This window comes from Microcoleus sp. ARI1-B5 (assembly GCF_036705795.1).
GTDB lineage: Bacteria > Cyanobacteriota > Cyanobacteriia > Cyanobacteriales > Microcoleaceae > Microcoleus.
On sequence record NZ_JAUBVK010000035.1, the window covers coordinates 9,994 to 32,646 of the forward strand.

The window sequence follows — 22,653 nt, forward strand, 5'->3', positions numbered from 1 at the left end:
TCTCCTGAAGCTGCGCCTTCTCCTGAAGCTGCGCCTTCTCCTGAAGCTGCGCCTTCTCCTGAAGCTGCGCCTTCTCCCGAAGCTGCGCCTTCTCCCGAAGCTGCGCCTTCTCCCGCTACCGCAAATTGATTGTTCGTGGGAAAGCGGGAATTATTGGTGATATCAAATCTGCTTGCTTCGCTTTAGTAGGGTGCACCAGCTTCGATATTTGTTGTTTCTCAAACTAACTTGGTAGTTGCTGACGCACCTGACATTTTTAACTTGTGCATTGATGTTATAAACCGGGTTTCTGAGATTTAAGGAAGTATTTGTAGGGTGCGTCTGTTGCCCTATTTTTTGATTGTTAAACTAATTGATAGGCTGACGCACCTGCTTTTTTAACAGATAATGAGATTGTCGGTGAGACCTAGTTTTTTGCGGACTAAAGTCCGATGCTGCGAACCGGGTTTTTGCGGACTGAAGTCCTCACTGCGAACTGGGTTTTTGCGGACTTAAGTCCTTACTGCGAACCGGGTTTTTGCGGACTTAACTCCTTACTGCGAACCGGGTTTTTGCGGACTTAAGTCCTTACTACAAACCGGGTTACCTCTCAATTGTATTGAACTTTATACATTTGGAATAAATCGCCGCTTTGCTTTTTTACTACTTTAGCGCCGGCCGCTTTAATCATTTTTTCCCAGTCTTCGATTGTCTCTAAAAATACTTCCCCGGCTCGATAAGTTTCCAGAATTGCCCAATCTTCTGCTAGAGGTGCATTGGGGTTGAGGACATCAAACACAAAATGACCGCCCGGTTTTAGTACCCGCTTTACTTCTCCCATAACTGTACTCCAATAGTCTATGGGATAGTAACAGCTAAAGCCTGTCGCTAGGCATAAATCGAACTGATCGTCGGGGTAATTTAACTGGTGAGCGGGGGCCCATTCTACGCCTTTGAATAGCTTGGAATTGAGCTGAGGGCCGCGGGCGTTTAAGGCGTCTCGGGCGGCGCTGCTGATTTCTTGACCGTAAAAATATGCTTCCCATTCCCGCCAAGGGTAGATCAGAAAGCTGACTCCGCAGCCAATGTCTAAACAGCGCTGATTTTTTTGGGGTTTGGCAATTTTCCAGAAGGGAGATACTGTTTTTTCTTGGAGTGTTCCGGCGACTGATTCTAGGAAAATCGGCATGGCTTCGACTTCTTCGGGTAAGGCGAATGCTTCTCCTCGATATTCGCGATCGAACCGAGTGGCGACTTGCGACAGTAAAACTTGCCAGCTATCTGATTTTCCCTTAGCAAACCAAGTCTGCTCTTGACCTGCGACTGGGCGATCTGACTTTTTAGACATTCTTTAATTACCTTCTAGAGCCTTTGAGTGCTTTTGTAAAGTTTTGGCGGTAAGGCTTATTAAAAATTAACGCGGGCCAGAGCAGCGACAGTTTCAGGCGATTTGCGAAACTTCTGTCGAAGTTAGTGCGATCGAAACCATTCCAAAATTTCCAGATACCGCCGCCGTAAGCGACTAGCAGCGCCAATCCAATTAACGGTTCCATGAAATAACCCCCTAAACGACTGATTGGATTTTGAGTCAGCAAGCCTGCATGGCTACTTTTAATCTATCATTTTTCAGCCCTCCGGGCGCACCGATACCTGTAGCAATTCTACCTTCAGCTAGAGACTTCCAAATCCCCGCTGGCCACAAACTTAAAAATAGAGCCGAAAAAAGTTCGGCAACGGATTATTTAACCGATGTAACGGATGTTAGGCAAGTTCGGCTCTTGGGACCAATGTACCGGATGTAACGGACGTAACGGATGTTAGGCAAGTTCGGCTCTTGGGACCAATGTACCGGATGTAACGGACGTAACGGATGTTAGGCAAGAAGCAATATTCAGCAAGGATGGAAGCAATGCGAGAACGTCCTAACCGTCGGGCGCGGTTGCTATATAGCAGTTGACAGTTGACCGCTTGACAGTGGACAGTTACATAATACGGGAATCAAACCGTTTATGCTGTGGGTTCTCGTCTCCATTCATGGCAGTTATTTATGCCCTCACGCCATGTGGCGGTTGCTATAAGAGCCTGGAAATAGCTTTCAGGGAGCAAGTAAGAAGCGACTTCTGCCAAAAGTCGATGTGGCAAATCCTAATTCGGTTGAAATCGGTTGCTGTTGGGGGATGACCTCGCTTCCCTTGGATTTCAGAGACGCGCGATTACTCAAAGATAATTAACACTGATAGCTAGTACCCCACAAGTTACCGAAAAACTGGGTCTAAAGCCTCCCCCTTCTAGGGGGACTTTTCTTTAATCTACTTCTTTTTATGATGGGGGTGCTATCATAAAGACAGGAGGTAAACCATGCTAGTCTTTGAGTTCAAAACATACGGCAAAGCCAATCAATACGCTTCAGTAGACGAAGCTATCCGAACCACACAGTTTATTCGGAATAAAGCCATTCGATTGTGGATAGATGGTCAAGCAAAGTCATGGGTTGAACTTTCTAGGCATTGCTCAAAAATTGCTGCTGAGTTTCCGTTTGCCAACAAGCTAAACTCAATGGCACGTCAAGCAGCAGCAGAACGAGCATGGGCAGCTATCTCTCGGTTCTATGACAATTGTAAAAAGGGGATATCTGGCCAAAAAGGGTTTCCAGCATTCCAAAAAGACTGTCGTTCTGTAGAGTACAAAACATCTGGATGGAAACTTGCCGACAACCGGAAATCTATCACTTTCACAGACAAGAACGGTATTGGCAGACTGAAACTCAAAGGTACTCGCGACCTGCACTTTTATCAAATCGATCAAATCAAGCGTGTCAGATTAGTTAAACGTGCAGATGGTGTGTATGTTCAGTTTTGTCTGTCGGTTGACCGTAAAGAAGTTGTAGAACCCTCAGGTAATGCTATTGGTTTAGATGTAGGACTGAAAGATTATTATACCGACTCCAATGGCTTAACGGTTGAGAATCCTCGGTTTCTTCGCAAGGGGGGACAGAAACTCAAGCGTCGAACACGAAAAGTTTCACGAAGAGTGAAAGGTTCAAAAAACAGAGGCAAAGCCAGACAGGATCTTGGGAAGCGCCACCTCAAGATAAGTAGACAACGTAAAGACCATGCCGTCAAGTTGGCACGGTGCGTAATCACATCAAACGATGTAGTCGTCTATGAAGACTTGAGAATAAAAAATATGGTGAAAAATCACTGTTTGGCTAAGTCTATTAATGATGCTTCTTGGTATCAGTTTCGAGTCTGGCTTGAGTATTTCGGCAAGGTTTTCAAAAAAATAACCATCGCTGTAAATCCGGCATACACAAGCCTTGAATGCTCTAGATGCGGGACGATTGTTAAGAAAAGCCTGTCTACTCGTACCCACATTTGTAAATGTGGGTGCATTCTGGACAGAGATCGTAACGCTGCTAGAAACATCCTGAGTCAAGGATTGGGTACGGTAGGGCATACCGGAACCTTCATGCTAGACATGAGCAACGCTTTAGGAGAACGACCTCTACTTTGATTGGAGCAATCCTGTCTAAGCAAGTTGGCTCATAGATTAAAGAATCCCCGTGCGTTCACGCCCGGGAGTGTCAAAGCAGGCAAACTTTTTCTAGCGGACAATGACGGTAGAGAGGTTTCTAAGCAAGGAGGATTTTATGCGTGCAGTGCTGATGGCTGGGGGGTCGGGAACGAGACTCAGACCCCTGACGTGCGATTTGCCCAAACCGATGGTGCCGATTCTCAATCGCCCGATCGCAGAACACATTATTAATTTGCTAAAAAGGCATAATATTACGGAAATTATTGCCACGCTGCACTACCTTCCCGATATCATGCGCGAATATTTTACTGATGGGGCAGAGTTTGGCGTTCAAATGACTTACGCTGTGGAGGAAGACCAACCGCTGGGTACGGCTGGTTGCGTCAAAAATATTGCGGAATTGCTCGATCGAACTTTTATAGTCATCAGCGGCGACAGCATCACAGATTTAGACTTGACCGCAGCTATCAAATTTCACCGCCGCAAGCAATCCAAAGCGACGTTAATTTTAACTCGCGTTCCCAACCCGATGGAATTTGGGGTGGTGATTACTGACGAAAATTACCGCATCAGCCGCTTTCTGGAAAAGCCTTCTAGCAGCGAAATTTTCTCCGATACCGTCAATACCGGCACCTACATTTTAGAGCCCGAAGTCTTGGATTACCTGCCGGCAAATCAAGAGTGCGACTTCTCGAAAGACTTGTTTCCGCTGCTGCTGGAAAAAAACGAGCCGATGTACGGTTACATCGCCGAGGGTTACTGGTGCGATGTCGGCCAGCTTGACGTTTACCGGGAAGCTCAGTATGACGCGCTGCGGGGAAAGGTGCAACTGGATTTGAGCTACTACGACGAAGTTCGATCGGGACTTTGGGTAGGTCAAAATACTTTTATTGACGATAGCGCGCTCGTCGAAGTACCAGCCATGATCGGCAACAATTGCCGGATTGGAGCCCGAGTGAGAATCGATGCCGGTACGGTAATCGGAGATAACGTGACAGTCGGCGCCGACGCCAACCTCAAACGTCCCATCGTCTGGAATGGAGCAATTGTCGGCGAAGACGCTCACCTCAGAGCCTGCGTGATTTGCCGCAGTACCCGCGTAGACAGGCGCGCCCACGTCCTCGAAGGTGCTGTCGTCGGTTCTATGTCGATCGTGGGAGAAGAAGCGCAAGTCGGCCCTAGCGTGCGCGTCTGGCCGAGCAAAAATATTGAATCGGGCGCTCTGTTAAATCAAAATTTAATTTGGGGAGAACAAGCTAAACGGAATTTGTTCGGCCAGCGCGGCGTTCAAGGACTGGCAAATGTGGATATTACCCCGGAATTTGCGGTGAAATTGGGCGCGGCTTACGGCTCAACTTTGAAACCCGGGGCTTCGGTATCGGTTTCTCGCGATCAGCGGAGCATTTCGCGGATGGTTTCGAGGTCTTTGATTGCGGGTTTGATGTCGGTGGGAATTAATGTGGTCAATTTGGAATCGACGGCAATTCCGATCGCGCGCACGGTTTCGTCTACGCTCTCAATCGCTGGCGGCATTCACGTTCGCATTTCGCCCGATCGCTCCGACCACATTTTAATTGAATTCTTCGATATCAAAGGCATCAATATTACTAAAGCTGCTGAGAAAAAAATCGAGGGCGCTTATTTTAAGGAAGATTTGCGCAGGGCTCTGATTCCCGAAATTGGAGAGATGTCGTACTTTAACCAAGCTCTCGACGTTTACAACCGCATTTTTGAGCGGCAGATGAATGTTGAGGCAATTCGTTACAGCAATTCTAAGGTGGTAATCGATTACGTTTACGCAGTTTCCGGAGCCATTCTGCCGCAAATGCTCGCCAAATTCGGCTGCGATGCGGTAGTGCTCAATGCCAGTCTCAAGCAGACTTCTCTGAGCAACGGGGAACGGGAATATTTGCTCGACCAACTCGGCCGGGTGGTGAAAGCACTCAGCGCTAATTTTGGAGTGCAGGTGTCGGCCAACGGCGAACAACTCATTTTGGTAGATGAGTCTGGGATAGCGATTCGCGGGGAAATGCTGACGGCGCTGATGGTAAATTTGATGCTGACTTCTCATCCCAAAGGTACAGTAGTAGTGCCGGTGAATGCGTCTTCTGCGGTGGAGGCGATCGCCCGCCGCTATCAAAGCAAGGTAATCCGCACTAAGGCGAACCCAACTGCTTTGATGGAAGCCGCTAACAGGAACCCGAATGTGGTTTTGGGCGGCAGCGGTAATATGGGTTTTATTTTCCCGCAGTTGCATCCGGGCTTTGACGGAATGTTCTGCATTGCTAAAGTGATAGAAATGATGACGGTTCAGGAGCGATCGCTCGGACAGATCAAAGCCGAACTTCCCCGCGTCACCCACCGCAGTTACAGCGTCCGCTGTCCTTGGACGGTTAAGGGTTCGCTAATGCGGCATTTGGTAGAAACTCATTCGCCCGATCGTTTAGAATTAATAGATGGAGTGAAGATTTTTAACTACAGCGATGACAATTGGCTATTAGTTTTGCCCGATGCTAGCGAACCCACCGTTCATATCTTCGCCAACAGCGAGGATCGAGATTGGGTCTCTGAAACTTTGAAGGAGTACCGCGCCCTCGTTCACGATTTTGTCACCCAAAGCGAGGCGGCGGTTCGCCAAGATAAATTTGGTAACGGGTAATCGGGAAAAAGGGAAATTGGTAATTGGTAATTGGTAATGGGTAATCGGTGACAACTAACAGGGAAGAGCGCAGAAAAATCAACAGACTTGCATTGAATTCATTGACTCTCCTATCTTCTTGAAATGCCTCTGCTTTCCGAAGCGTTCCGAAGCGGTTTGCCTCAAAATCAAAGATTTATGCAATCTGGTCTAATAATCCTGAATTCCCAATTACCCATTCCCAATTACCCATTCCCAATTACCCATTCCCAATTACCCATTCCCAATTACCCATTCCCAATTACGCACAGATAAAAAATGAATAGCTGCATTTTAATGGCCGAAATCATTCAACAACCGCAACTCCGTTATACTTCGGAAAATCAAGTTCCAATCGCTGAGATGCTGGTGCAGTTTCCCGGCCCAAAACCTGAAGATCCGCCGGAACATTTAAAGGTGATAGGATGGGGCAATTTAGCTCAAGAAATTCACGACAAATATCGCGAGGGCGATCGCGTGATTATTGAAGGCCGGCTGGGTATGAATACGATCGACAGAGATGGTATCAAAGAAAAGCGCGCTGAACTGACAGCCCAAAGGATTTACACTCTCGGCGCCGATGCCATGAGCGCTGCACCCGCAGCTAGAACCGCCCCCGAACCCGCTCAAATTCGATCCACCGCCCCGGCTAATGTGCCGAGCAATGTGGTTCCCATGAGTTCCCGAGGCCGCAGTTCTAACAGCGCTCCAGCCCCTGCTAAGGGCACGTCTAGTTCGGATTGGAACTCGCATCAGTCTTCTGAGTCCGATCGCAAGTCTGGTTCCTCTAACGAAGCTGACAATCCAGATTACGATCCGATTCCGTTTTAAGATCCGACGGCGAATAGATCCGACGGCGAATAGATCCGACGGCGAATAGATCCGACGGCGAATAGATCCGACGGCCGTTGAAACCGCGTCTACACGAGACTTTACCCGACGGGAGCGGGTTGAAGATCCGTTGAAGATCAGACGGCGGTTGACATTACCTTCTTTTCTTCAGTCGGCGTCCGGCAGACTTCGTTTTTGTAAACCTGGTTTCAACCGTACGTCCTCGTTTTTGTAAACCTGGTTTCAACCGTACGTCCGATCCGATGGCACAATTTCGCGATCGGATCGCACAATTTCCACCCCAAAAACGCGAGCAAACTCTGCGACAACGATCGATCGGACTCGATCGACCTCAATTCCCGGAATAAACTGCTCTAAACTGCCAACGGGTTTATCAGCAATCCCGCAAGGTACAATTTGCCCAAAACCTGCGAGATCCGGACAAACATTTAAGGCAAAACCGTGCATCGTAATCCAGCGGCTGACTTTAATCCCGATCGCACCTACCTTGCAGCCATCCACCCAAACCCCAGTCATTCCCGGAACCCGCGAACCCTTCAGCCCGCAAACGAACAGCACCCCCAACAGCACTTCCTCCAACTGTCGCAAATACCAGTGCAAATCCTGCTGGTGGCGGCGCAAATTCAAAATCGGATAGCCCACCAACTGGCCCGGACAGTGGTAAGTCACCTCACCGCCCCGCTCAACTCGGTGCAATTGGGGCCCAGTTTGGCCAGGGTCAAATTTCACAAAGTCCAACTTCGATCCCAGTCCCAAAGTGTAAACCGGCGGATGTTCCAGCAAAATCAGCACATCAGGCAAATCTGGATTGTCCCGGCGCTCTTGCACCAGTTTTTGCTGGATTTCCCAAGCTTGGGAGTAGGGCACAAGTCCCCAATCGAGGAGCAAACAGGGTTCAGGGATCACAGGTTTATGGATGAGAGGGGAAATCATGAAAAAAATCAATAGTGTTTTTACGGAATATTGGCGCACTTTAAATCAAGAATTGTCAACAGATAAAAAAAGATTTGTAAGATAAGTGTTTTCTAGAATACATAGTGCTACTGTATAAACTATACCCACGTTACAGAAGGGAGGGAGCTCTATGAAGCTTGTTATCCAGGGTAAAAATATAGAAATCACCGATGCGATCCGCGAGTACGTCAATCTAAAGGTTGAAAAGGCAGTTAGCCATTTTCAAACTTTGACGACAGAAGTGGACATCCATCTATCGGTGGCTCGTAACCCCAGGATCAATCCTAAGCAGACTGCTGAGGTGACAATCTATGCTAACGGCAGCGTGATTCGGGCTGAGGAAAGCACGGAAAGCCTTTATGCCAGCATCGATTTGGTTGCCGACAAGATAGCTCGTCAACTGCGGAAATTTAAGGAAAAACGCCAGGACAACAAAACCCAGACTAATGCCAAAACGGTAACTGTGGTTGATGAACATCCTGTGGTAGCAGATTTGATTGGCGATCGAACTCCCGAACTTCCAGCCGAGGTGGTGAGGACTAAGTATTTTGCCATGCCTCCAATGACTGTGCAAGAAGCTTTGGAACAATTGCAGATTATCGACCACGATTTCTATATGTTCCGCAATGCGGAAACAAACGAAATTAACGTCCTCTACGAACGCAAGAGTCACAGCGGCTATGGAGTTATCCAACCCCGCAACGGCAACGGTAACGGTAATAGCAAAAATGGCAAAACTGCCGAAAGCGCTGCACCAGAAAAATCTAGTGTTGGGAAAAGCTAGATAATTGCTAAGTCTTAATTGTTAATGGCTGGAAGTCATTAGCAATAAAGGACTAAAGTCCTCACTACAAACATGAAGTTCGTAGTCAGGACTTTAGTCCTTTCTTGGTTGTTTAGACAATAGACTTGCATTGCATTCATTCGCTATTCTTGAAATCATCTGCGTCCATCTGTGTTTATCTGCCTTGTATCTGCGGTTGACTTATCGCTCAAAGATTTATACCAGAACTCTAATCATTCGCAGTAAGGACTTTGCTGATATTTCCTAAAGAAAATGGATGAACAATTATGCTATTGGAATTAAGACAATTAAATATTCAACCAGGTCAGCAATTACTGGTTGAGGATGTGAACTGGCAACAATTTGAAAGTATTTAAGCCGAATTGGGAGAACATCGTGCTTCCCGAATTTCCTATAGTAACGGACGGTTAGAAATTATGGTTCCTCTACCCGAACAGGAAAAAGATAAGGAAATAATTGGAGATATGGTAAAAATTTTGTTGGAAGCACGACAAATAGCATTTGAGTCCTTGGGTTCGACAACTTAAAAAAACGAACGAATGAGTCAGGCTGTCGAACCGGATACCTGTTTTTACATTCAAAATCAAGCAGCGGTAATCGGTAAAAATCGCCTCGATATGAGCGTCGATCCGCCGCCAGACTTAGCTATAGAAATCGAGCTCACCTCTCGCACGCAGTTGGATAATTATCAAGTTCTCGGAGTACCGGAACTTTGGCGAGACGCACGGCCAGGGCTACAAATCAACGTCTTGGAATCAGAACAATATATTGAGTCTGATGTGAGTCGGACTTTCCCAAATATTCCGATTGTTGAACTGGTGAATCAGTACACTCAGCAGAGTCAAGTGGCTGGTAGAACCCAGGCTATTCAAGCTTTTAGAAATTGGGTTCGGGAAAATCTATAATTGGGAATCGTAGGGTGCGTCACCATCGAAAATCTGTCAATAAAAATCGATAATCTAATAGCGACGCACCCGATCGCCCGATCAACTATATCTCGCGACTAAATCTATCGCTGCTTGTCGGTGTTTTTCTACCAAACTCGGCGGCGAAAGCACTTGGGCGCTATCCATATGCTTGTTCACCCACAGGCTGAATTCGTTGAGGGAGCGATCGGGCAAATCGATCCAATAATCAACATACAGCAGCTTGCCAGCACTATCTCGCGGGCCTTCCTTAATCTTTTGTCGCGGATGTCGCCGATCGCCCTCTAGAATAAATCCTACGACTTTCTCAAAAAATCGCACCTTCACTTTTTGCAACTTCAGCGTACCCTCCAATTCAGCCTGCTGTTGCTTTGGTTTACCCAAGTACAGCCCCCAACCATTTTTTAACAACTTTTGAGCTATTTTCAAGTTTTGTTCCTGTGCGGCCAAGCCGCGCCCCTCTGGATCGATAATTTCGCAGTAGTCACTAAAGCGGTTGATTCGTTCTACGGTTAAATGCCCGCTGTCGCAATCTTGGCAAATCAGATACCAGGCGATATCGTGATAAATCAGTTGCAGGGGCCAGATGCGCCGTAAGCCAGTATGGCTTTTGCCGTAATAGTTGCTTTGACGGTAAAGTTCGATCGACTGGCCGCGCACAATTGCTGTTTCGACAATATCTAATTTGTGGAATAGCGTATGCTGATTGTTTTGGCGATCGATCATTTCGACTGGATCGGTGTAAATAATGGCGCGATTCAGGTGTTGGCGAACGGGATAAAACAATTCGCCTTTGAGTTCGATATCCAATCCGCGCAACAGTTTAGTGAGTTTTTCGTAAATGCGGCGCACTTGGGCATTTCCCTGATGTTTTGCTTGGGATGCGAGTGCTTGGAATGCTACTTGCAGTTCTTCGCGAGTCATTGCACCGGTGCCGAGATAGTAGCCGGATCGATACATTCTTTTATCGAGGATTCCGTAGTTTCGCAAGGTTTCTAAGTCTTTGCGGATTGTGGGAGTTGCGGGATAGTTTTCGGGAAATTCGATGCCGGAGGCGGCGGCGATTTTCTGCAATTGCGATCGCACTTCTAGCAGGGCGTCGCGATATTTGCCGTCCGATGTTTCGGTGTCGGAGTATCCGATTCCCGGATGGTTTACTAATGTGGCAATTAGGAGCATTATGCGATCGAATGTCAGTTTGTCGGCGTAGGGGTGGGGGGTTGGTTTTTTTGCCATGAGCTCGGATACGGGTAAATCGCGGAAAAGTCAAGGAAAAGACAATATTGACATAAAATTTTATAAATGGCTGGATACGCTTATTTAGATAGCTTTAGCCTTCGCAATAAATTTAATAAATATTGTGAATTCCGAGCAGTGAGGCAGGCTCGACTGATATAGTAAGTTGAGTCGTTAGCGGAAGACAGCAATGTCAGAATTCTGGAAAGCTAAAATTTGGGGACTGCTGCACGACCCCGTGCTCAAAGCATTGCATTTCAATACAGGTCGCGGCGGGAACAGCTTTTGGCAAGACCTTGCTGTCATGCAAGAATGGCGAGAAAATAACTGGAATCCTGAAGAATCTACAGGAACGGCTTTAAAACACATTCACTTAGCCGATTATATTACTTCGGCGAGCGATCGGGCCGCGATCGGCAGTCTTTCAGAAAGCATTAATTACGCTCCCAAAAACAACTCAGACAAAGGTTTAGAACTTTTTCACCTTTTATCAAGCGAACCCCTTGACTTTAAGTTATCCCAGCACGAAAACCTGATTAAAGCGTCCAATCGAGCAAACTATTTAAACGAAATCGAACAATCATTATTTCAGCAACAAATCATCGACCCTGACGACAACCAGCCGAAACCAATAAGAGAAATTTCTCACCCGCAAAAAGTCTTTTGGTGGCTGTGGCGCTGTTTGCCTGTAGAAGTTTGCCGCCAATTTGGTAACGATGAATCTTTGCTGTTAATGCCGGCAGAAACTCGCATTCCCGATGCTTCCATCTGGAGTCACGCAAGTTTAACGGCGGCATTAGCAGGTGCTTTAGCTGGATATGGCTTAACAAGCGATCAAATTAAAAGATGGCCTGCTAATAAAAATGCCTCGCGACCTTACATAGCCATTTTCAGTTTTACTCCCATCCAAGAATTGATTAAAGCCAGTCGCAAAATGCGCGATTTTTGGGCTGGTTCTTGGATTTTGCATTACCTATCTGCTAAAGTTTGCTGGAAATTAGCCCAGCTTTACGGGCCGGATAGTTTGGTTTATCCCTGTTTGTTTCAACAGCCTTTAATTGACGCTTGGCTGTTACAACAATGGCCTGATTTTGATAATTGGATCGATAGTTCGCCACCCAAAAAAATATTAACTGCTGGCTTTCCGAATGTTTTGGTGTTAGTTTTGCCTGACGATCGAGTCAAGGAAGCCATGCAAGAAGCCAAGCAAATTTTATTGCAAGAATGGCACAATTTAGGTCATTTAGTTTTTGAGGAACTGAACGGTAACAGGCAGTGGATGCCTGACTTGGAGGAAAACAGCAAAACTTGGAAAGATTGGCTGGGCGCTCAATGGCAAACTTACTGGACTGCTGTTCCCCTTGGCGACATTGAAAAACAGCTTAAAAGCAGCGAAATTTATCAAGACGATCGGGAGGAAAACCAACAGTGGAGAAATGCTCAAAATCTGCTGTGCAATTTAGATAAAAAGCGGCAACTCTTTTTGACAGAAGAGTTAAACTTTTTGCAAGCAGCGGCAAAATTGCGTAAGGAAAAGCAAAACAGATATCCTTTTAGCGCAAATGTCGGTTCTTGGTGGCCGTATTTATTTGACCAGACGAGATTTGCTCTCAGTTCGATTAAAAGTGCTAGAACCTGGAAAATACCGACAGCTTTTGGCGATCGATCGACCATTTCCGGTTTGGGCCCCGCCGTACATCCCGATAACTTCGGAGGCCGCAAAGATTGGGTAACTGAAGCGCAAACAAAAGCTTTATGGCAGCGTCGAGTCGGCTTTTTTGACGGCAATGAAAAATTAAATTCCGCTGAAACAGTCAAGCGCTGTTTGCATAAAGTTTTACCCCAACTTTTCCAATTTAGCGAGGATGATATTGCGGCATCTTACCCGGATTTAACTGCTGGTGTTGCCGGATATCTCAAAGTTCACCCTGAAGGAAAGCAACATTTTGAAGATGCTTGTGACGCTATTCTCAAACAATTCGATTGGGCAAAACAAGTCATCCGGGAAATGCGGGGGAAATGGGGTATTCCTTGGGCTGATGCTGGTTCTCAAAAATATCACCCCCGCTTGCTGAATGCTGGCTGGTTAATTGAAGATGCAGAAGCCGAAAATCGGGAGCAGTTGCGGGTTAACGTGCAAAACTTAATTGACAGTTATTATCCCAACAATAATCCTGCTGATTGGTATGTCATTGCTGCGGGAGATGGAGACGGGATGAGCGATTGGCTCAAAGGTAAAAATTTGGGTAATTATGGCGATTTTATCCCGCAAGAATTGCGTACCAAACTTAATAAATCTCTTGAGACAAAAAAATTAGCTGAGTTGGAAATGGAAGTGCGCCAAACTTTCCAAACTTTCCTCGAACAGCCGAAGCGCATGGGGCCGTCTACTCACAGCGCTTTGAGCCGCGCTTTGTTGGATTTTTCCAATCAATTAGTACCTTATCTCACAGAACAGCGATATGCTGGGCGTTTGATTTACGGCGGCGGTGATGATGTTTTAGCTTATACAAATCTTTGGGAATGGGATAAGTGGCTGTGGGATATTCGCGAGTGTTTTCGAGGTGTTGATGACCCTCACGATGAATTTGAACGTCGGGGCGATTATTGGCAGTGGAAAGATGAAAAAACACTGCCCCAAAATTTAGCTCGACGCCCTTTATTTACAATGGGAAGCAAGGCGACGATTAGTTTTGGAATTGTCATCGCTCATCATTCAGTACCGCTGGCGATCGCCCTTGAAAATATCTGGCAAGCTGAGGCGGAAGCTAAGGAACACATCTCGCCCGATCGCCGTAAAAAAGATGCCGTGCAAGTTCGAGTTTTGTACGGTAACGGCAACATCTTAAAAGCCACCTGTAAATTTGAGGTGTTTCGTCAGTGGCAATTACTGACGGCTATCCCCGATTTAGACAGCGCTATTTTCGAGCAAGCTGCGACTGTCTGGAGCCAACATCCCGCACCGATGTCTGAGGCGATCGCACCTTGGAGCCAAGCCTTTTGTTCGCGGCGAGAGCAATTGGTTGATGACAGCGATCGACTGTTTCAGCAAAAGTTATCAGAGTTTCTTCAAGCTTTGTGGAAAACAACGGTAGAGGATAAGTTAACTCAAGAAATTTATAACTGGTTGAAATTAGCAGCTTTTGTCATCCGCAAACGTCAAATAAATTGAGGGGAGCTTGAATGTATTGGTACACTTTGACACCGTTGGATATCTTGTTGTTTCGAGATGCCAAACCATTTACACCGGGAGAAAGAGCTTGGGCGGGAAGCGTTTTTCCGCCGAACGGACACGCGATCGCAGGTGCTTTAAGTGCTTTCTTGAATCGTAAAAAAGACGATAAAAGTTTAAAACTAAAAGGGCCGTTTTTCTGCTATAATTATCAAAACCTTTACTTTCCCCGCCCTTTGGGTTTTGACAAAAAAACAGCGCTCGTTCCTTTAGCTTGGGTGAATCATCCGTTAAAGAATCAAGTGATGTACGATCGCGCTCAACCTTCTCCTTTAATCAGGCCGAGTGGCGCACCTCCCGATGATGATGAGGACGAGCTAGAATCCGAGGCTGCTTGTCCCAGTAATTACCGAAAAAAATATCGCCAGTTCCTGCCTTTTGATGTGGTTAAAACCTATCTGGAAACTAGCACCATTTTACCTGAATCTTGGCAAGCGGACGATGGCATTCCGGGAGAAGACAAACCTTGGATAGTTGAAACTCGATCGCACAATTCCTTGGAGTTGGGGACGAGGCAAGTCAAGTCAGAAGACGGCTATTTTGTCGAGAATGCAGTCAGGATGAAGGCTGGTTGGAGTTTGGCGATCGCCCTAAATCAAAAAATCGAAAATCCCGTCACTTTCCGACTTGGCGGCGAAGGACACCGAGTGATTTTAGAGCCGCAACCTCACCTCGGTTTGCAATGGGACGAACTGCAAGAACTTTCTAAAAAAAATCAAGATTTAGGTGGCAAAAGCCTCGCCTATTTAGTCACGCCCGGAGCCTTTGAACGCAAGCACAGCAACGGCAAAGTCTCGTGCAGGGCGTGGCCTTGGGAGTGGGATTTAGCCGAACCGGAAAATCCGCAAGCAAGGCGGGGGCAATTAGTGAGCGTGGCTACTGATAAAGCTGTTCCGATTAGTTGCAGGTTTCGCGACAAGCCGGAAAATAAAAGCATTCCCGCACCGCAGGTTTTTGCCGCACCTCCGGGGAGCGTTTATTACTTGAATCAACCGCAAAGTTTGTTTCAGGAAGATCCGCCGCTGACGAAGGATGGTAAACAAAATCCCATTAAAGTCTGGCGACAGTTGGGTTACTCAGAATTGTTTTGGATTAATTACAAAGGAGACAAAAACCATGATTAACTACGTCTACTTATATCTGCTTTCACCCCTGCATACAGGTGGCACTACTCAAGAGGGTAATTTATTGGGAATTGCCCGCGAATCTCATACTACTCTGCCCTATATTCCCTCTAGTACAATTCGAGGCAGGATTCGGGCAAGTGTTAGCGATCGCGTCCAGCGCATCCAGTTGTTTGGCCCCGAATTAGATGATGTTCAGAAGTTCGCTGATGACTACAAAAAAGCAACAGGGAAGGAGCTAAAACAACTCGAACAAGGTGATATTTGGGTTGGCGACGGGTCAATTCTCTGGCTGCCAGTGCCATCTCTCAGTCACGGTATTGTCTGGATTAGTTGTCCGATGCTGCTGGAACGCTGGAAAAGATTTTGCTCGATCGATGCTGAAATTCCTGTGGAGTACAGCACGAATATATCTAACAAAACTCGCGTCTATCTCAAGGATGCCATTCTGCAAAATTTATCAGATTGGCAAGAATGGAAATCTTTTGTACCGCAAACATCCGAAACCAGCAGCATCAAACAGGTACTTGTGCTGCCGAATCAACACTGTACTACATTGATTCAGATGAGTTTGTGGCGGCAAGTAAAAATCAAATTGGATGGCCATAAATCTGTAGAAGGTGGATTTCGGTACGAAGAGGCTATCCCCCCAGATACTTTGATGTATTTTCCTTGGGGGATTACATCTCAAGCAAACGGAACTGCACAGGAATCTCAGACTAAATTTGAAGATTTACTGTCAAACAATCAAATTCTGCAAATTGGCGGACAGGAAAGTTTGGGACGCGGTTTTGTACAGCAGTGGTTGGGCAACAACACATCTAATTAAGGAGTATAAATTATGACATTCGATCCGAGAACGATCGCCACACCCGTTTATGAGGCTTTGTCGCAGTTGCGATCGCAACCCAATCAAGACGATACTCGCCTCAAAGAACAAAAAAATCAAGCCGTGGAATTGTACACCTACCTTTCTACTTGGGGCATGATGCGACTGAAGGCAGAGGAACAAGCTTTAAGTCAAGAAGGAAAAAAGCAAGTTGTCAAGAAGTATTTTGAATGCTTGCAAGAACTTTCGGGAATTCCAAACTTAGCAGGAAACAGCGGTTTGAATGTCATTAAAAAGCTCAGCACTGATGAATATCTCGGTGTAACGGGTTTGGGATTAGCATTAGCACAAGAATTTAGTTTTTGGGCAACTGCTGTTTATCACGATATTTCTGGAGAAGCTTAAATATGTCGCCTAATCCTTGGGAACGCCCCAAACAATCGCCAAAAGCACAGCCTAAAGTATCGGGAACACCTAACCCTGCTACTCAAAAAGCTGGCACGGATAAAAAAAAGAAAGTCATTACGGTTGGCGGTGGCGGTGGTGGCACCAGTGGTGGTGGTGGCGGTGGACGCGGCCCTAATACGCCAGATCGCCCTTCACCTTGGCTTGACCCCGAAAATGAACCGCATACTGATGCAACTGCCAGTTTTGTTGAGTATTTGCGGTGGATGCGATCGCCCGATCTTCCTTACAAAGATGCTACCAAAGTGCAAATTCTGCAACTGGCAGAAGAAAAAGCAAATTATCGCGATCGGCTAACTCAACTCACCAACCGCACCAAGCTAATTGCAGGAGAAAAAAACTATTTTTCCGTTCAATGTCCTTGGCGAATTCGCACTGGCGGTCATCGCGGGCCCGAAAGCATTTTACTGCCTGCTTTTGATGCTTTGGGAATGCCTTTCATCCCATCTTCTACCTTGCGGGGAGTTGCTAGAAATCAAGCCATTCGGGAAATTATGGCTAAGGACAAAGTAGATTGGAAAGAAGCTGAAGAACTGGTAGCACCTTGGTTTGGTTCTCTCAAAGCCCAAGGGGGCGATCGGGCTGGCAAAGTTGTCTTTCTCGATGCCTATCCCTCACCTAGTCAAAAAGCGGGAGGGCTAGCAGTAGACATGGCAAATAATATCTGGACTTGGGAGGGAAACTCGCTCAAATATAGCCCCAATCCCAACCCCTTTTTCTCGCTCAAAGAAGCTACTTTTGTAATTGGGTTGCGTCTTGGCAGCGGTTGCAATGATATTACTGTATTGCAGCGTGTCAAGGAGTGGTTAATTCGAGGGTTGCAAGCAGGTATTGGCTCGCAAGTTAACACCGGTTACGGAGAAATATTAGTTGCAGGTCAAGGTCGGCCCGCTGATGAATTTTTCCGAGTACAGTTTAGTTTAGAAGGGCAGTTAATTCACGGGCGGCAAAAGTTTACTAATGTTAGGCCGCCTTACCAAAAGAATCGAGATGGTAGCTTTAAAACTGACAACAAAGGTAACTTGAAGCCAGAGACAACACCGGAAGCTGAAGTCCGTCCCGTTGCTTTTAAGTCAATGCTGCGTTATTGGTTTCGTACTTTAGCAATGGGAGTGTTACCACCAGAGCGAGTATGTGGTCTAGAGGCTATCTTATTTGGAGCAATTAACCCGCAACGTGAATGGGGATGGATTAAATTTACAGTCATTGATAGAGTACATCCCAAACCTAAATCCGGGCAAGACACTATTAATGAACAAAATGGCGAGTTAGTGCTTGCTTATTCTCATCTGATGCCAAGTTCCCAGAAAGAAACAATTACTGATTTGATGAAAAATTTAACTTGGCTCATGTTCCACTTGGGAGGAATTGGTCAGGGAGCTAGGCGGCCTTGTTACTCGCGCCAAAATCGTCCTTATTTGCGCGGTTCAACATTGATACCTAATGAAAGTGGGGATTTTTGGATTTTACCCAGCACTCCAGAAGAATTTCAACAACGATTTCGTGCTTGCTTGAGGGATTTTTACACAGCCTTGAATAATTTGCAGAGTTTTTATGCAGCACAAAAACAGCTAACAGCAATCATTGTTAATGCCAACGCACCAAGAAATATTAACCCATTAAGTTCGCATCAATGGGCTGAAGCTGTTGATGCCAATTGCAGAATTGTAGTTACCTGTGGAGAAGATAGCGAGACAAAATGTTATGCTTTAGATATTCTCCATCAGCATTTCCACAAGTTGGAAAACGAGGGTAAATACAGAGAAGCTAAAAGCTTATGTGGCGGAGTTAAAGAGGACATTTTGAGAGTTAACGGTGAAGAAGTTAAACGTAAAGTAACTCCTTCTCCTGTTTGGATTGCTGATTTAGGCGATTATCAAATTGTGACAGTCTTTGGGGCTACCCAAAATCCGCGCCAAAAATATTTAGCAAATTTACAGGAACAAACTACTAAGCAAAACTTCGTTCAACTCTGGCCTTTTTGAAAAAGCCATCGCACTCATTTCTTTACTGTGCAATCGGCATCTTCTCCACTTATCCCACTCCTAATTAAACCATGAAAAACACACAAGTATCATCCAATTCGGTCAACACCCTCATCATCACCGTAGGCACGCGCCAAGTGGGATGGAACTGCAAAGATGGCGTCATTCGCTCCTTCGGTGCTGACGGCAATATCGGCTACCCGCCTCACGTTAACGAACTCTATCAAGAAATAGAAATCCCTCGGGAAAACTATCAAGAAAAAGATAAAACCTATCCTTGGAGTGCTAGAGATTTAGGCAAGCGGTACTACGATCGCTGTATTTACGAACTGATTTACGATTTTAGCAAAGTTGAACTGTTGCTAGACTATCAAATTATTGAAGCCGGTGTCAAACAAGGACTAAAACATATCATATTGTGGGGAACTGACCAGCCGGAAAACGTTTCCTGGTTCTACCGCCGCCTCGATACAATCTGGCTTGCTAAACTCATGGAAGGTAAAATCAAATCTATTTGGCCAAATCTCAAAGTTGACGTTCATACTCCCCAAATTGAAGCCAACGATAACAGCGCTATTCGGGAAGAATTGGAACAGTTAATTTTGCGAGAAGCCCTTGAGTTTTTCTCCCCCGCAGGTATTGACGAACAGTTTGTTTTGTGGATTCAAAATAAAGGCTGCACGCCCGCGATCGCCTCTGGTGTCGAAATCTGCGCTGCTGCTTTAGTCCGCCAATGTCAAGTCTTTAACGCCACTCCAGACGACCCGGAATCATTTTTTGCGCCTCACCCCAGCGGTGCTCAATTTGCCTGTCATTCTCCAGGCTACAAACTAATTCCAATGGGCGAATATTTCTGGCCGCTGGAACGGGTGCGGGTGATTTCTGCATGGAAGCGCGGCGACTTTTCCGAAGCTCAAATTTGGCTGAAATTGCATCAAAATCGCTACAGTCTTATCTATAAATTAGCGGGCATTTTGGCTCTTTCGGCTAACTGGGAAAATGACAAATTTTTTACTAAAATAGGAGAGTGGGTGCGCTCCAGAGATGTGCTAAAATCAGTAGGAGAAAGCCAAGTTCAAGCCTGGGAAGCACAGCTCGATCGGCTCAAAAGCAATCAACCTGTTCAAGCTTGGGAATCCAGTTTTTTGATTGAGTTGCCCTTGTACCGCCAAAACTACACGGCTGCTTTTATCCAGTTTGTCCAAACTTTAGAAAGGCTGCTGTACCTGCACAGCAAATCCGGTGATTGGCTCGGCAAGCGCTATATTACAATTCCGCCTCATTTGACTCATTTAGGCAGCAAATATCAACCGGGATTTAGCGGGTTAATTGACGGCTGGTGTCAATCTAAAAAGTTTGATGAAAATCACAAATGGTACAAATTGCTGCACCGACTTCGGGAAAAAAGAAATCAAGTAATTCACTCAGGCGAATCCGTAACTTTGGCTAATATTCGATCGCTCTGGTCTGATGGAGGCTTGTTTCCTGTCAAGCATTCAGAAGACCCGGCAGTAATTAGAGACTTGATGGTAGCAGTGCTGAAAGAAATCTGCGATCGCAATTGGCAAATACCTCAAAAAACTTTGCTCCGTTCCCTCTACGACTGGGGATTGAAAACACTCAACGATGAATCAGCATCCTCAAAAACCTAAACCAATCCCCCCTCCCACCCCGAAAAATGCCAAGAAACCGGGTTTTTTACCCAACCTGCGGGCTGTAACGAAGTATTCCTGCAAAAACCCGGTTTCTGACCCCGCGTGCGTCCAGGGCGCACCAAGCGTTTTCCCACACAAAAGGTAAAAATATATGTACACTACCTCCCGCGCCGCTAACCTCCGCAACCTGTCCATCGCCCTTGTCAACGGTACGGTTACTCTGATAATTCTCCTGATCGCACCCCTCGGATTGGCTGCGGTAATTACTAACACGTTCCTCGTCACGGCTGCTACTTTTTTGACGGCTACTGCGGCCGACCAAATCACTCGCTACCTGCAACCTTCGCGCGATCGATCGCTCCAAAATCCCTTAAATTATGACCCGGAATCGTCGCAAATCATTGAAGGCGATTCCCAAAATTTAGAACGAAAATAATTGGTTTTTTTCGACCAAAATTCCGTAGGGGCGGGTTCACCAATAACCTTTAATACTCACAAAGAATCTCAATAAACCCGCCCCCACACAACAGATAACCTACGGGCAAAAATGTATTTTAGAATTGTTTGTTGGGCTGGGGCGGGTTTAGGAATTCTTGCTCTGCGGCCCAGATGGTTGGTGAACCCGCCCCTACCAAAATTCTGGCAATACCGAGTTTTTTATTGCTTATGCGTACTGTCTATGTTTCCCAACCGGGCTGTTATGTTTCCTTGCAGCGAGAAATGCTGGTAGTCAAAAAAGGCGAGGTGATTCTCGGTGAAGTTCAGCTTCCTTTGCTGGAACAAGTTCTGATTTTTGGTCAATCTCAAGTCACAACTCAAGCAATTAGAACTTGTCTGTGGCGGAATATTCCCATTGCTTATCTTTCGCGGATGGGTTACTGTTACGGGCGGATTCTTCCCATCGAGCGCGGCTACCGGCAACTGTCTCGCTACCAGCAACAGCTTGCTTTTGTGGAGCGCTTGCAAGTGGCACAACGCATCGTGCAAGCTAAGCTGAAAAACAGCCGCGTTATTCTCCAACGACAGCAGCGCCGACAAGCTTCTGATGTTATTGCTTTTGCGATTCAGTGTTTGGAACATTTAATTAAAAAGGCGGGTGAGGCTGAAACTATTGAGCGGTTGATGGGGTTGGAAGGTGCTGGGGCGGCTCAGTATTTCTCGGCTTTTGAAGAGTGTTTGAAAAATCCAGATTTTGTGTTTGTAAGTAGATCGCGCCGCCCTCCGGGAAATCCTGTGAATGCTATGCTGAGTTTTGGGTATCAGGTTTTGTGGAATCATTTGTTGAGTTTGATCGAACTGCAAGGTTTAGATCCTTATTCGGCTTGTTTGCATCAGGGGACGGATCGCCATGCGGCTTTGGCGTCGGATTTGATTGAGGAGTTTCGCGCGCCAATTGTTGATTCTTTGGTGCTGTGGATTGTTAATTCTAGGGCTATTGATGCTGAAACCGATTTTGTGTATCGCAATAGTGGCTGTTTTCTGAATGATTCCGGCAGAGCTAAATATCTGAAGTTTTTTTTGCAGCGCATGGAAGAGGAGATTAATACTAATTCTGGTGACAAACAGCCCCGATGGGATTTGCTAAATCAGCAAATTAAGGCATACAAGCAGTTTGCATACAATCCTGTTCAGCTTTATCAACCTTATCAAATTCGTTAGATCGTGTTGTTTTATGTAGTGGTTTACGATATGCCGGATGACAAACGCCGCCAAAAGGTACACGATCTGCTTAAAGGTTACGGGACTTGGGTGCAGTATTCGACTTTTGAATGCGTGCTGACTTCGAGGAAGTTTGCGGAACTTCAGAAGAGACTTAGCAGACTGGTGGTTTTGACTGAGGATAGTATCAGGTTTTATCCGCTATCGAGTCATACCTTGAGCCAGGTGGAGGTTTGGGGTGTGGGGCGCGAGATTGCTGAACCACCCAAGTCTGTGATTATCTGAAATCTGCGAGGGGGCAGGCAAATCGCTGAAACATCGATTCGGTGGTTGACCCCCTCGATATACTGCTGGGCAAGGGTTTCAGGGTTTTGTTGCGGGGAATTTGCGGTGTTTGTCAAGACAATTTTCGACCCCCTCGCAAACGGCCTCTGGACTGCTTGCGCTGTATGGGGTGTATAATGGAGGACTCCCCACTCGCTGGGGAAACTAATTGAATGGAAATCGATCGCAAACATCACACCTTTCCTGCCCATTATCTCTCCCCACTCGCTGGGGAAACTAATTGAATGGAAATCTTGCAAAATTCTTTCACATCATTTTTTAGACCAAAATCTCCCCACTCGCTGGGGAAACTAATTGAATGGAAATTCTATTTCAATGCGTTTAATTTCTTCAGCAATTTTACTCTCCCCACTCGCTGGGGAAACTAATTGAATGGAAATCAACAAACAACACGCT

General features: G+C 46.2%; 18 protein-coding genes, 1 pseudogene and 1 CRISPR repeat array (1 of these 20 only partly in view). Of the genes and pseudogenes, 15 read left to right on the forward strand and 4 right to left on the reverse strand.

What is annotated here, in order from left to right; translation table 11 throughout:
* Nucleotides 1-589: 589 nt before the first annotated feature.
* Together QUB63_RS30300 and QUB63_RS30305 are read right to left on the reverse strand one after the other, a co-directional pair.
* Complete coding sequence (locus tag QUB63_RS30300; RefSeq protein WP_332949077.1) at nucleotides 590-1,327, reverse strand: class I SAM-dependent methyltransferase; 738 nt, start codon at nucleotides 1,325-1,327, stop codon at nucleotides 590-592.
* 7 nt (nucleotides 1,328-1,334) lie between these two features.
* A complete protein-coding gene (locus tag QUB63_RS30305; protein WP_332949078.1) occupies nucleotides 1,335-1,532 on the reverse strand; it encodes a hypothetical protein in 198 nt (65 codons plus the stop codon).
* Nucleotides 1,533-1,580: 48 nt separating this feature from the next.
* Between QUB63_RS30305 and QUB63_RS30310 the strand changes: the two genes are divergently transcribed.
* The 4 genes and pseudogenes from QUB63_RS30310 to QUB63_RS30325 all read left to right on the forward strand — a co-directional run bounded on the left by QUB63_RS30310 (nucleotide 1,581) and on the right by QUB63_RS30325 (nucleotide 7,021).
* A complete protein-coding gene (locus QUB63_RS30310) occupies nucleotides 1,581-1,781 on the forward strand; it encodes a hypothetical protein (RefSeq protein WP_332949079.1) in 201 nt (66 codons plus the stop codon).
* 556 nt (nucleotides 1,782-2,337) lie between these two features.
* Nucleotides 2,338-3,527 (forward strand): annotated as a pseudogene (locus QUB63_RS30315) (RNA-guided endonuclease InsQ/TnpB family protein).
* Between the two features lie 101 nt (nucleotides 3,528-3,628).
* Nucleotides 3,629-6,172, forward strand: coding sequence for a mannose-1-phosphate guanyltransferase (locus QUB63_RS30320; RefSeq protein ID WP_332949080.1), 2,544 nt, complete (start codon nucleotides 3,629-3,631; stop codon nucleotides 6,170-6,172).
* A 297-nt stretch (nucleotides 6,173-6,469) separates the two neighbouring features.
* Entirely contained in the window at nucleotides 6,470-7,021 is a 552-nt protein-coding gene (locus QUB63_RS30325) for a single-stranded DNA-binding protein (RefSeq protein ID WP_332949081.1), read from the forward strand.
* Between the two features lie 243 nt (nucleotides 7,022-7,264).
* Here QUB63_RS30325 and lipB read toward each other — a convergent pair whose 3' ends face one another.
* The gene (gene lipB, locus QUB63_RS30330; RefSeq protein WP_332949082.1) at nucleotides 7,265-7,975 is read right to left on the reverse strand and encodes a lipoyl(octanoyl) transferase LipB; all 711 of its coding nucleotides are present in this window, start codon (nucleotides 7,973-7,975) and stop codon (nucleotides 7,265-7,267) included.
* Nucleotides 7,976-8,126: 151 nt separating this feature from the next.
* Here lipB and hpf point away from each other — a divergent pair, with 151 nt between their 5' ends.
* Nucleotides 8,127-8,780, forward strand: a complete 654-nt coding sequence (gene hpf / locus QUB63_RS30335; RefSeq protein WP_332949083.1) for a ribosome hibernation-promoting factor, HPF/YfiA family — start codon at nucleotides 8,127-8,129, stop codon at nucleotides 8,778-8,780.
* Between the two features lie 560 nt (nucleotides 8,781-9,340).
* Entirely contained in the window at nucleotides 9,341-9,706 is a 366-nt protein-coding gene (locus QUB63_RS30340; protein ID WP_332949084.1) for a Uma2 family endonuclease, read from the forward strand.
* 81 nt (nucleotides 9,707-9,787) lie between these two features.
* On the opposite strand, the gene QUB63_RS30345 is transcribed toward QUB63_RS30340, so the two are convergent.
* A complete protein-coding gene (locus tag QUB63_RS30345) occupies nucleotides 9,788-10,963 on the reverse strand; it encodes a helix-turn-helix transcriptional regulator (RefSeq protein WP_332949085.1) in 1,176 nt (391 codons plus the stop codon).
* Between the two features lie 190 nt (nucleotides 10,964-11,153).
* On the opposite strand from QUB63_RS30345, the gene cas10 reads away from it, so the two are divergent.
* The 9 genes from cas10 to cas2 all read left to right on the forward strand — a co-directional run bounded on the left by cas10 (nucleotide 11,154) and on the right by cas2 (nucleotide 22,197).
* Nucleotides 11,154-14,135 carry a type III-B CRISPR-associated protein Cas10/Cmr2 gene (gene cas10, locus QUB63_RS30350; protein WP_332949086.1) on the forward strand — a complete coding sequence of 994 codons (2,982 nt, stop codon included), beginning with the start codon at nucleotides 11,154-11,156 and terminating at the stop codon, nucleotides 14,133-14,135.
* Nucleotides 14,136-14,146: 11 nt separating this feature from the next.
* Entirely contained in the window at nucleotides 14,147-15,319 is a 1,173-nt protein-coding gene (locus QUB63_RS30355; protein WP_332949087.1) for a type III-B CRISPR module-associated Cmr3 family protein, read from the forward strand.
* The gene (cmr4, locus tag QUB63_RS30360; RefSeq protein ID WP_332949088.1) at nucleotides 15,312-16,148 is read left to right on the forward strand and encodes a type III-B CRISPR module RAMP protein Cmr4; all 837 of its coding nucleotides are present in this window, start codon (nucleotides 15,312-15,314) and stop codon (nucleotides 16,146-16,148) included. Before QUB63_RS30355 ends, cmr4 begins: the two co-directional genes overlap by 8 nt.
* 12 nt (nucleotides 16,149-16,160) lie before the next feature.
* Complete coding sequence (locus tag QUB63_RS30365; protein WP_332949089.1) at nucleotides 16,161-16,553, forward strand: hypothetical protein; 393 nt, start codon at nucleotides 16,161-16,163, stop codon at nucleotides 16,551-16,553.
* Between the two features lie 2 nt (nucleotides 16,554-16,555).
* The gene (locus QUB63_RS30370) at nucleotides 16,556-18,598 is read left to right on the forward strand and encodes an RAMP superfamily CRISPR-associated protein (protein WP_332949090.1); all 2,043 of its coding nucleotides are present in this window, start codon (nucleotides 16,556-16,558) and stop codon (nucleotides 18,596-18,598) included.
* 71 nt (nucleotides 18,599-18,669) lie between these two features.
* Nucleotides 18,670-20,250, forward strand: coding sequence for a hypothetical protein (locus QUB63_RS30375; protein ID WP_332949091.1), 1,581 nt, complete (start codon nucleotides 18,670-18,672; stop codon nucleotides 20,248-20,250).
* A 154-nt stretch (nucleotides 20,251-20,404) separates the two neighbouring features.
* On the forward strand, nucleotides 20,405-20,689 hold the full coding sequence (gene csx18 / locus QUB63_RS30380; RefSeq protein WP_332949092.1) for a CRISPR-associated protein Csx18: 285 nt from the start codon (nucleotides 20,405-20,407) through the stop codon (nucleotides 20,687-20,689).
* Between the two features lie 230 nt (nucleotides 20,690-20,919).
* Nucleotides 20,920-21,912 carry a CRISPR-associated endonuclease Cas1 gene (gene cas1 / locus QUB63_RS30385; protein ID WP_332949093.1) on the forward strand — a complete coding sequence of 331 codons (993 nt, stop codon included), beginning with the start codon at nucleotides 20,920-20,922 and terminating at the stop codon, nucleotides 21,910-21,912.
* Nucleotides 21,913-21,915: 3 nt separating this feature from the next.
* Nucleotides 21,916-22,197, forward strand: a complete 282-nt coding sequence (gene cas2, locus QUB63_RS30390; protein ID WP_332949094.1) for a CRISPR-associated endonuclease Cas2 — start codon at nucleotides 21,916-21,918, stop codon at nucleotides 22,195-22,197.
* Nucleotides 22,198-22,381: 184 nt separating this feature from the next.
* A CRISPR array of direct repeats spans nucleotides 22,382-22,653; the repeat unit is 36 nt; it runs 2,752 nt beyond the window's last position.

Bases quoted from the DNA above. Each gene is read 5' to 3' on its own strand.
- QUB63_RS30300 (WP_332949077.1), bottom strand. From the start codon at position 1,327: ATGTCTAAAAAGTCAGATCGCCCAGTCGCAGGTCAAGAGCAGACTTGG.
- QUB63_RS30305 (WP_332949078.1), bottom strand. From the start codon at position 1,532: ATGGAACCGTTAATTGGATTGGCGCTGCTAGTCGCTTACGGCGGCGGT.
- QUB63_RS30310 (WP_332949079.1), top strand. From the start codon at position 1,581: ATGGCTACTTTTAATCTATCATTTTTCAGCCCTCCGGGCGCACCGATA.
- QUB63_RS30320 (WP_332949080.1), top strand. From the start codon at position 3,629: ATGCGTGCAGTGCTGATGGCTGGGGGGTCGGGAACGAGACTCAGACCC.
- QUB63_RS30325 (WP_332949081.1), top strand. From the start codon at position 6,470: ATGAATAGCTGCATTTTAATGGCCGAAATCATTCAACAACCGCAACTC.
- lipB (WP_332949082.1), bottom strand. From the start codon at position 7,975: ATGATTTCCCCTCTCATCCATAAACCTGTGATCCCTGAACCCTGTTTG.
- hpf (WP_332949083.1), top strand. From the start codon at position 8,127: ATGAAGCTTGTTATCCAGGGTAAAAATATAGAAATCACCGATGCGATC.
- QUB63_RS30340 (WP_332949084.1), top strand. From the start codon at position 9,341: ATGAGTCAGGCTGTCGAACCGGATACCTGTTTTTACATTCAAAATCAA.
- QUB63_RS30345 (WP_332949085.1), bottom strand. From the start codon at position 10,963: ATGGCAAAAAAACCAACCCCCCACCCCTACGCCGACAAACTGACATTC.
- cas10 (WP_332949086.1), top strand. From the start codon at position 11,154: ATGTCAGAATTCTGGAAAGCTAAAATTTGGGGACTGCTGCACGACCCC.
- QUB63_RS30355 (WP_332949087.1), top strand. From the start codon at position 14,147: ATGTATTGGTACACTTTGACACCGTTGGATATCTTGTTGTTTCGAGAT.
- cmr4 (WP_332949088.1), top strand. From the start codon at position 15,312: ATGATTAACTACGTCTACTTATATCTGCTTTCACCCCTGCATACAGGT.
- QUB63_RS30365 (WP_332949089.1), top strand. From the start codon at position 16,161: ATGACATTCGATCCGAGAACGATCGCCACACCCGTTTATGAGGCTTTG.
- QUB63_RS30370 (WP_332949090.1), top strand. From the start codon at position 16,556: ATGTCGCCTAATCCTTGGGAACGCCCCAAACAATCGCCAAAAGCACAG.
- QUB63_RS30375 (WP_332949091.1), top strand. From the start codon at position 18,670: ATGAAAAACACACAAGTATCATCCAATTCGGTCAACACCCTCATCATC.
- csx18 (WP_332949092.1), top strand. From the start codon at position 20,405: ATGTACACTACCTCCCGCGCCGCTAACCTCCGCAACCTGTCCATCGCC.
- cas1 (WP_332949093.1), top strand. From the start codon at position 20,920: ATGCGTACTGTCTATGTTTCCCAACCGGGCTGTTATGTTTCCTTGCAG.